The organism is Streptomyces sp. MMG1533, from assembly GCF_001279775.1.
Classification (GTDB): domain Bacteria; phylum Actinomycetota; class Actinomycetes; order Streptomycetales; family Streptomycetaceae; genus Streptomyces.
The window spans coordinates 51,971-60,787 of record NZ_LGDG01000250.1 but is presented as its reverse complement, the minus strand read 5'-3'; the positions used below and the strand labels follow the sequence as shown (position 1 = coordinate 60,787).

Sequence of the window (8,817 nt, the reverse complement as noted above, 5' to 3'; positions counted from 1 at the left end):
ACCCCCAACCGCCCCTGCATTCCCCGGCCCCGACGGGCCCCGGTGGCGGGCGGCGTCGGGTCGCCGTCATCGTCGGCTCCGTCCTCGCCGCCCTCCTGGTGATCGGCGGCGGCACCTTCGCTCTGGTGGGCGGCGAGGACGGCCCCGATCCCGTACAGGGCAAGGGCGGCGGCGACGGGACCGTGTCGGCGTCGCCGAAGCCCACCACTACCAAGGGCACGGAACTGTTCCAGGTGGCCCCGCCCGAGGTGGTCGGGGACGAGTACGTCCAGACGCCCGGTGCCTGGGTCACGTCCCGCTACTTCGCCTCCGGCGCGAAGAACGCCGTCACCGGCTACGACGTGGCGACGGGCAAGCCGGCCTGGACGGTCGACCTGTCCGGCGGCCTGTGCGGAGCCTCCCGGGACATCACCGAAAGCGGCCTGGTCGCCGTCGTGTTCCACGCGACGAAGGACTCGCAGAAGAGCAAGTGCTCACGCTTCGCGGTGATCGACGTGAACAAGGGCACCAAGGTGTGGGAGAAGCCGATCGAGGACGAGAGCATCAGCCTCGGCCTCGGCCTGAACGTCGCCATCAGCGACACGGTCGCCGCGGCGGGCTGGCCCGGCGGATCGGCCGCGTTCCAGGTGGCCGGCGGTACGCCGGTGTGGGACGCCCCGGCGAAGGGGTGCACCCAGGAGGAACACCTGGGCGGACGGCAGTTGCTGACCCTCTCGTACTGCGAGACCTCCTCGGGCATGCGCTTCCGCATCGGGGAACGCGACCAGAAGACCGGAGAGGCGACCTGGAAGTACGAGGTGCCGAAGGCCAGGGGAGCCTTCCTCGTCTCCAGCGACCCGCTGGTGCTCGGCCTCGTCCAGAGCGAGGACGGCCTCGACGCGGAACAGCTGGTGACCGTCTCCGACCAGGGCAAGGTGCAGTCCACCATCGAACTCGGGGACGACTACGTCGCCGGCTGCGGCGAATCCGGCACCTGCAACGCCACGGTCGTCGCCGGCCACACCGCCTACCTCGGCAGCGACCCCCACAACTACACCGACCCCAACCACATCACCGCCTTCGACCTGACCACCGGCAAGCCCACCCGCACCTTCGAGGCCGCGGACGAATCGACCTGGGTCCCCCTCCACGCCGACGGCGACGCCCTCATCGCCATCCAGGAGGCCGAGCCCACGACACCGGCCCGCGTCCTGCGCCTCGACCCCGGCACCGGCACCGGCACCGGCACCGGCACCGGAAAGTCCACCAAGTTGCTGGAGACGCCCAACGAACTCGGCGTCAACAGCCTGCTCCACTCGATGATCGCCCCGGACGCCAAGAACCCCATGCTCTACGAGAACGGCCGCCTCTTCCTGCACAGCATCAGCGGCTACTTCGAAGACGACCCCGACGCCGACCCCATGACGATGGCGTACACGACCTGGTGAGGGACGCTGAAAGTGGCGTAGAGCGACAGGGGCCGCCCACCCGACAGGGGTGTGCGGCCCCTCCCGCTACGCCCAGGTGATCAACCGCTTCGGCTGTTCCAGGATCGCCGCCACGTCCGCCAGGACCTTGGAGCCCAACTCCCCGTCCACCAGGCGGTGGTCGAAGGACAGGGCCAGGGTCGTGACCTGGCGGGGCTTCACCTTGCCCTTGTGGACCCAGGGCTGGAGCCTGATCGCGCCGATCGCGAGGATCGCGGACTCGCCCGGGTTGAGGATCGGCGTGCCGGTGTCGACGCCGAAGACGCCGACGTTGGTGATGGTCACGGTGCCGCCCTGCATGGCGGCGGGGGACGTCTTGCCTTCCCTCGCCGTCGACACCAGCTCGCCCAGGGACTCCGCCAGCTGCGGCAGGGTCTTGGCGTGGGCGTCCTTGATGTTCGGGACGATCAGACCGCGCGGGGTCGCGGCCGCGATGCCCAGGTTGACGTAGTGCTTGAGCACGATCTCCTGGTTGGCCTCGTCCCAGGACGCGTTGACGTCCGGGTTGCGCCTGATCGCGACCAGCAGGGCCTTGGCGACCAGCAGCAGCGGGTTGACCCGCAGACCCTGCATCCCGTGCTTCTCGGGGGCCCGCTTGATCTCCTCGACCAGCTTCATCGTGCGGGTCACGTCGACCGTCACGAACTCCGTGACATGCGGGGCGGTGAAGGCCGAGCCGACCATCGCCGCGGCCGTCGCCTTGCGGACGCCCTTCACCGGGACGCGGGTCTCGCGGGTGGTGTCGTACGTCGCGACAGGGGCCGGCGCGGGGGCCGCTGCCGGAGCCTGCGTCACCGGCTCGGGCGCCGGAGGCGTCGCCACCGCCGCGTGCACGTCCTCACGGGTGATGATGCCGTCCGGGCCGGACGGGACCACCGTCGCCAGATCCACGCCCAGGTCCTTCGCCAGCTTGCGCACCGGGGGCTTGGCGAGGGGCCGCTGCTGCGGTGGCGCAGCAGACGCGGCAGAACTGTGCCCGTTCAGCTCCGTCTGGATCGCCGTCGACGCCTCCTGGGCCGGGATCTCCGGGCCCTTGCGGGGGCGGCGCTTGGTGGAGGAGGCCGCCACGCCGTAGCCCACCAGGACCGGCTGGCGGCCCGAGCCCGCCGACTTGGGCTCCTCGGCCTTCGCTTGGGCAGGTTCCGGCGCCTCCACAGGAGCCGTGCCCCCACCCGACACGTCGACCGCGATGATCGACGTGCCCACGTCGACCGTGGTGCCCTCGGCGAAGTGCAGTTCCCGTACGACTCCGTCGTACGGGATCGGCAGTTCCACCGCCGCCTTCGCCGTCTCGACCTCGCACACCACCTGGCCGTCGGTGACCGTGTCGCCGGGCTGGACGTACCACTTGAGGATCTCGGCCTCGGTGAGCCCCTCGCCCACGTCCGGCATCTTGAACTCGCGTACGGACGCTTCCGTCATCGTCGTCACGACCCTCTCCTCAGTACGCCAGGGCACGGTCGACGGCGTCGAGTACCCGGTCCAGACCCGGCAGGTACTCCTCCTCCAGACGGGCCGGCGGATACGGGGCGTGATAGCCGCCGACCCGCAGCACCGGGGCTTCCAGGTGGTAGAAGCAGCGCTCGGTGATCCGGGCGGCGATCTCCGCGCCCGAGCCGAAGAACACCGGTGCCTCGTGGACCACCACCAGGCGGCGGGTCTTCTCCACCGAGCTCTGGATCGAGTCGAAGTCCAGTGGGGACACCGAGCGCAGGTCCAGGACCTCCAGGGACTTGCCCTCCTCGGCGGCCGCGTCGGCGACCTCCTTGCAGAGCTTCACCATCGGGCCGTAGGCGGCGAGGGTCAGGTCGGTGCCCTCGCGGACGACCTGCGCCTTGTGCAACGGGCCGGGGATCGCCTCCGTGTTCACCTCGCCCTTGTCCCAGTAGCGGCGCTTGGGCTCGAAGAAGATCACCGGGTCGTCGCTCTGGATGGCCTGCTGCATCATCCAGTAGGCGTCCGACGGGTTCGACGGGGAGACCACCTTCAGGCCCGCCACATGGGCGAACAGCGCCTCCGGGGACTCCGAGTGGTGCTCCACCGCGCCGATGCCGCCGCCGTACGGGATACGGACGACCACCGGCATCTTGACCTTGCCCAGCGAGCGCGCGTGCATCTTCGCCAGCTGCGTGACGATCTGGTCGTACGCCGGGAAGACGAAGCCGTCGAACTGGATCTCCACCACCGGGCGGTAGCCGCGCAGGGCGAGACCGATCGCCGTGCCCACGATGCCGGACTCGGCGAGGGGGGTGTCGATGACCCGGCTCTCACCGAAGTCCTTCTGCAGTCCGTCCGTCACGCGGAAGACGCCGCCGAGCTTGCCGACGTCCTCGCCCATGATGAGGACCTTGGGGTCCGCGTCCAGGGCCGTGCGCAGCGATTCGTTGATCGCCTTCGCCAGGGCCATGTTCTTGACTGTCGTGGAAGTCATCGTCTCGGCCATCTCAGTTGCCCCCCTCTGCCTCGGCGAACGACGCCTGGTAGGCGGCGAACTGCGCCCGCTCCTCGTCCACCAGCGCATGCCCGTCCGCGTACGCGTGCTCGAAGATGGCGAAGTGGTCCGGGTCCGGCATGGAACGGACCGCTTCGCGCACTCGCCTGCCCAACGCCTCGCTCTCGGCTTCCAGTTCCGCGAAAAATCCCTCGTCCGCGTGGTTTGAGGCCTCCAGGAAACGGCGAAGGCGCAGGATCGGGTCCTTCGCCTCCCAGGCGGCCCGCTCGTCGTCGTGGCGGTAGCGGGTGGGGTCGTCGGAGGTGGTGTGGGCGCCCATCCGGTACGTGTACGCCTCGACGAGCGTCGGGCCCTCGCCGCTGCGGGCGCGCTCCAGCGCCCACTTGGTGACGGCCAGGCACGCGAGGACGTCGTTGCCGTCGACGCGGACGCCCGGGAAGCCGTAGCCCTGTGCGCGCTGGTAGAGCGGGACGCGGGTCTGCTTCTCGGTGGGCTCGGAGATCGCCCACTGGTTGTTCTGGCAGAAGAACACCACGGGCGCGTTGTAGACCGCGGAGAAGGTGAAGGACTCCGCGACGTCACCCTGGCTGGAGGCGCCGTCGCCGAAGTAGGCGATGACCGCCGAGTCCGCGCCGTCCTTGGCCACGCCCATCGCGTAGCCGGTGGCGTGCAGGGTCTGCGAGCCGATGACGATCGTGTAGAGGTGGAAGTTGTTGCCGTTCGGGTCCCAGCCGCCGTTGTTCACGCCGCGGAACATGCCGAGCAGGTTGGCGGGGTCCACCCCGCGGCACCAGGCGACGCCGTGCTCGCGGTAGGTGGGGAAGACGTAGTCGTCGTCCCGCAGGGCCCGGCCGGAGCCGATCTGGGCGGCCTCCTGGCCGAGCAGCGACGCCCACAGGCCCAGCTCGCCCTGGCGCTGCAGGGAGGTGGCCTCGGCGTCGAAGCGGCGGGTGAGCACCATGTCGCGGTACAGGCCGCGGAGCTCGTCGGGGGTGATGCCGGCGACGAACTTGTCGTACTCGGAGTTCTTGACGCGCTTGCCCTCGGGCGTCAGCAGCTGGACGAGCTCGGGCTCGCCGCTTGGCGATTTCTTTGCGGTCGGGCGCTTGCCGGCCGTGCTTTTCGTACCGGTCGTACCTGCGCTGCGTCGCGGTGTGCGCGCGGCAGTGCTCTCCACGGTCACGTGTGCTCCTCCGTCGGTCCGGCTACCCGGGTTCGCCGGGTGCCAGTGCGGCTCACCTGTGGCCCTCCGGACGCACGGGGTGGGTGCGGCTCGTTCGGGAACAGGCGTGACAGGTGCCCCGGCGAGCGCCCTGCAGTAGGCACGTTACCCAGTGCTCCACATTTCTGTGAAACCCCTTCTGACCTGCGTTTTTGCTTGGATTTCCAAGTAAAACCGCGAAATCGGGAACAGTTCCTGGTCACAGCCTTGCAGGGGGCCGGAACAACGGCACGTTATCTCGGTGACCCAGCTCACGGGAAGAGTCTCCCTGGGGCGGACCTCAGGGGCGTGTGTGACACCGACCGCGTGCGCGAAGACTGAAAAATCAGGGTATTTCTCATCGACGACCAGGAGGCCGTCCGGCGCGGCGTCCACGAGCTCCTGTCGGTCGGGGCGGACATGGAGGCGGCCGGCGAGGCCGGTACGGCGGCCGACGCGCTGGTAGGGATTCCGGCCACCCGGCCCGACGTCGCGGTGCTCGACGTACGGGTCCCGGACGGCAGCGGGGGCGCCCGGAGGGGCTTGGGGACCTGCCCTCCGGCGCGCTCTCATCTCCGGGAACCACGGGTACCACCGGGCGGGCGCCGTGAGCGTGGTCGCGTACGGCTCCGGTGGGTCGAGCCGCGGTCCGGCACCGTCCACTCGACCGGCGACGGTCTGGAAAGCCACTTCGAGCACATCCCGTGATCGAAAGCGACTTTCTGTGACAACTCCCAGCTCAGGGGCCTGAATTGTGCCCTAGCATCTGGCAGCGTGCCGCACTCTTGTGTACCACCCCTCGTGCCCCACGCGCCCCCGCTGGGCGCCCTCCTCCGCCAGTACGCCGCCGGGTCCGCCCTCACCTGCGAGCCCGTCGACCAGGGGCTACTCAACCGCGGTTACCGGCTCTGGACGACCCGCGGCCGCTACTTCCTCAAGCACCACTTCGACCCCGAGACCGCCGCCCCCGCCGCGATCGCCCGCCAGCACCGGGCGACCGAGTCCCTCGCCGCCCTGGGCGTCCCGGTCGCACCCCCGCTGCCCGGCCGCGACGGGCGTACGGTCGCGGTCGTCGGCGGCCACGCCTACGCACTGCACCCCTGGATCGACGGCAGGCACCGCCACGGCGGCCAGCTCACCACCGCCCAGTGCGGACGGCTCGGGGCGCTCCTGGGGATCGTGCACGCGAGCCTGGAGAGCGTGATGCGGACGTACGCGCGGGCGCGCGGGGAGTCGTCCGAGGCACCGGAGCCGGCGGGACCGGCCGACAGCCCCGACCCCGCCGACACCTTCGCCCTCATCGACGACCTGCTCGTCCACGTACGCCGCCACCGCCCCGCGGACTCCTTCGACGAACTGGCCCGGCACCGTCTCCTGGAGCGGCGCGCGCTCCTGGAACAGCACGCCGACCGGCGTCCGCGGCGCGGCGGTTCGGTGGGCTGGGTGCACGGCGACTTCCACCCGTTCAACCTGCTCTACAGGGGGGACGCCCCCGCCGCGATCGTCGACTGGGACCGGCTCGGCGTGAAGCCCCGAGCGGAGGAGGCCGTACGCGCCGCCGCGATCTTCTTCGTACGGCCCGCGGGGGCACTCGACCTGCCGAAGGTACGGGCCTACGCGCGCGCGTACCGGCGTACGACCGGCGCCACGCCCTCCGAACTCGCGGCGGCCGTGCACCGCGTGTGGTGGGAGCGCCTCAACGACTTCTGGATGCTGCGCTGGCACTACGAACGCGGCGACACCCGAGCCGACCCCCAGTTCCCGGCGGCCTCGGCGCTCGCGGTGTGGTGGACGCGGGAGTACGACACGGTGTGCGACGCGTTCGCGGACTGAGGCCCCGAGAGGGCCGCAAACCGGCACGCGCGCGTACAGCCCGTTTCCGGGTGCACGCGCGCGTGGATGCCGCTGCGGTCGGCCTCAGATCAGCCCCCGGTGGTTCCGCCGTTGCCCGTGACGCCCCCGACGGTCTCGCCCGTCGGGTCCGAAGTCGTCGGCTCGTCCGTCGGCTCGGTGGTCGTCGGCTCGTCCGTCGGCTCGGTGGTCGTCGGTTCGTCCGTCGGCTCGTCCGTCGGCTGCTGGGTGGCCGACTGCGACGGCGTGTACGAGGGCGTGTACGACGGCGTGTAGCCCGAGCCGCCGGTGTTGGTGCCGTCGTCCGTGGACGTGTCGGTGGGCTCTTCGGTGGGCTCTTCGGTCGGCGACTCGCTGGCCGTCTGATCGTCGGTGGTCTGCGAGGTGGTCGGCGACTTCGTGGTGTCCGCGCCCCCGCCGTTCCCGTCACCGCCGTTGAGCGCGAGTGCGACGCCCGCCGCGATGGCGATCACCGCGAGCACGGCGAGGATCCACAGCTTGCCGCGGCCGCCGCTCCGGTTGCCGTGTCCCTCGAAGCCGCCGTCGTCCCCGCCGCCGTAGCGGTTGGGCAGGATCGGCTGCGGGATCTGCGTGGTGCCGGAGGAGTCGCCGCCGGGGTGCGGCAGCACGGCCGTGCCGGCCATGCCCGCCATGCCCGCCGCCGGGGTGTGGCGGCCGTCGTGCATGTCGACGGGCCCGGTGTTCCAGGTGCCGGTGTGGCCGCCCTGCTCGTACAGCATCTGCAGGCCGTACTGGATCAGCCCGCGCATCTCCTCGGCCGTCTGGAAACGGTCGTCCGGCTCCTTGGCCAGCGAGCGCATGACAAGGCCGTCGAGCTCCGGCGGGACCGCGTCGGAGACCTCGGACGGAGGCGTCGGGATGTCCTGGACGTGCTGGTAGACGACCGACAGCGGGGTCTCGCCGGTGAACGGCGGGCGCAGCGCGAGGAGTTCGTAGAGCAGGCAGCCCGTCGCGTACAGGTCGGAGCGGTGGTCGACGGCCTTGCCGAGGGCCTGCTCCGGGGAGAGGTACTGCGGGGTGCCCATGACCATGCCGGTCTGCGTCATGGTCGACTGCGCGCCGTGCAGGGCGCGGGCGATGCCGAAGTCCATCACCTTCACGGCGCCGCTGTGCGTGATGATGACGTTGGCCGGCTTGATGTCGCGGTGCACGATGCCGTGCTGGTGCGAGTAGGCGAGCGCCTCCAGGACCCCGGAGACGATGATCAGGGCCTGCTCGGGGCCGGGCGCCTCGGCGTTGAGGAGCAGGTCGCGGATCGTGCGCCCCTCGACGATCTCCATCACGATGTACGGGACGGACTGGCCGCCCACGAAGTCCTCGCCGGAGTCGTACACGGCGACGATCGCGTGGTGGTTGAGGCCGGCCACCGACTGGGCCTCGCGCGTGAAGCGGGCCTTGGAGACGGGGTCCTCGGCAAGGTCGGCACGCAGCAGCTTGACCGCCACGGTGCGTCCGAGGCGTACGTCCTCGGCCGCGAACACCTCGGCCATGCCGCCCCGGCCGAGTCTGCGGGTCAGCCGATATCGGCCGTCCCCGACCAGTCCGCCGTTACCCCACATTTCCGGCGCGTCTGACATTCCGCCGCCAGTCGCCTCGGGGTCGGACGGGCCCTGAGCGCGCTGCTGCTGTGCCATCAGTCCTCGCCGTCGTTTCTGCCCGCGGTGCGCGCGGTGTTGTTACGGTCTCCGTCGGCCACGCTACAGCCTCCGCGCAAGCCTCCGGTCCGGGAAGACCCCGGGGACCGGCCCGCGACAGACCGGCCATCAAACCTGTAGTACGTGCAGGCGTGCAAATTCTGTGTACCGGCCGTACGCCCGCTGTAACGC

Annotated in this window: 6 protein-coding genes and 1 pseudogene; 3 read left to right on the top strand and 4 right to left on the bottom strand. The window is 70.7% G+C overall.

Annotation, left to right across the window (positions count from 1 at the left end; genetic code table 11):
- Nucleotides 1-1,427 (top strand): PQQ-binding-like beta-propeller repeat protein (locus ADK57_RS36110; RefSeq protein WP_053753914.1); only part of this gene is annotated, 1,427 nt, incomplete at its 5' end.
- 66 nt (nt 1,428-1,493) lie between these two features.
- On the opposite strand, the gene ADK57_RS36105 is transcribed toward ADK57_RS36110, so the two are convergent.
- The 3 genes from ADK57_RS36105 to pdhA are packed head-to-tail and all read right to left on the bottom strand — an operon-like array spanning nt 1,494 to nt 5,101.
- Nucleotides 1,494-2,897, bottom strand: a complete 1,404-nt coding sequence (locus ADK57_RS36105; protein ID WP_053753913.1) for a dihydrolipoamide acetyltransferase family protein — start codon at nt 2,895-2,897, stop codon at nt 1,494-1,496.
- Between the two features lie 10 nt (nt 2,898-2,907).
- Nucleotides 2,908-3,897, bottom strand: a complete 990-nt coding sequence (locus ADK57_RS36100; protein ID WP_420711952.1) for an alpha-ketoacid dehydrogenase subunit beta — start codon at nt 3,895-3,897, stop codon at nt 2,908-2,910.
- A 13-nt stretch (nt 3,898-3,910) separates the two neighbouring features.
- Nucleotides 3,911-5,101: a pyruvate dehydrogenase (acetyl-transferring) E1 component subunit alpha gene (gene pdhA, locus ADK57_RS36095; protein ID WP_053753911.1), complete on the bottom strand. Its 1,191-nt coding sequence runs from the start codon at nt 5,099-5,101 to the stop codon at nt 3,911-3,913.
- Nucleotides 5,102-5,464: 363 nt separating this feature from the next.
- On the opposite strand from pdhA, the pseudogene ADK57_RS48275 reads away from it, so the two are divergent.
- Nucleotides 5,465-5,647, top strand: a pseudogene (locus ADK57_RS48275) (response regulator); the annotation flags it as partial.
- Nucleotides 5,648-5,920: 273 nt separating this feature from the next.
- Nucleotides 5,921-6,952, top strand: a complete 1,032-nt coding sequence (locus ADK57_RS36080; RefSeq protein ID WP_078973539.1) for a phosphotransferase — start codon at nt 5,921-5,923, stop codon at nt 6,950-6,952.
- An 89-nt stretch (nt 6,953-7,041) separates the two neighbouring features.
- Here the strand turns inward: ADK57_RS36080 and ADK57_RS36075 are convergent, their stop codons facing one another.
- On the bottom strand, nt 7,042-8,625 hold the full coding sequence (locus tag ADK57_RS36075) for a protein kinase domain-containing protein (protein ID WP_078973538.1): 1,584 nt from the start codon (nt 8,623-8,625) through the stop codon (nt 7,042-7,044).
- Nucleotides 8,626-8,817: the final 192 nt, after the last annotated feature.

Excerpts from the sequence above, each read along its gene's own strand:
- ADK57_RS36100 (WP_420711952.1), bottom strand. The coding sequence starts at position 3,897 with ATGACTTCCACGACAGTCAAGAACATGGCCCTGGCGAAGGCGATCAAC.
- ADK57_RS36075 (WP_078973538.1), bottom strand. The coding sequence starts at position 8,625 with ATGGCACAGCAGCAGCGCGCTCAGGGCCCGTCCGACCCCGAGGCGACT.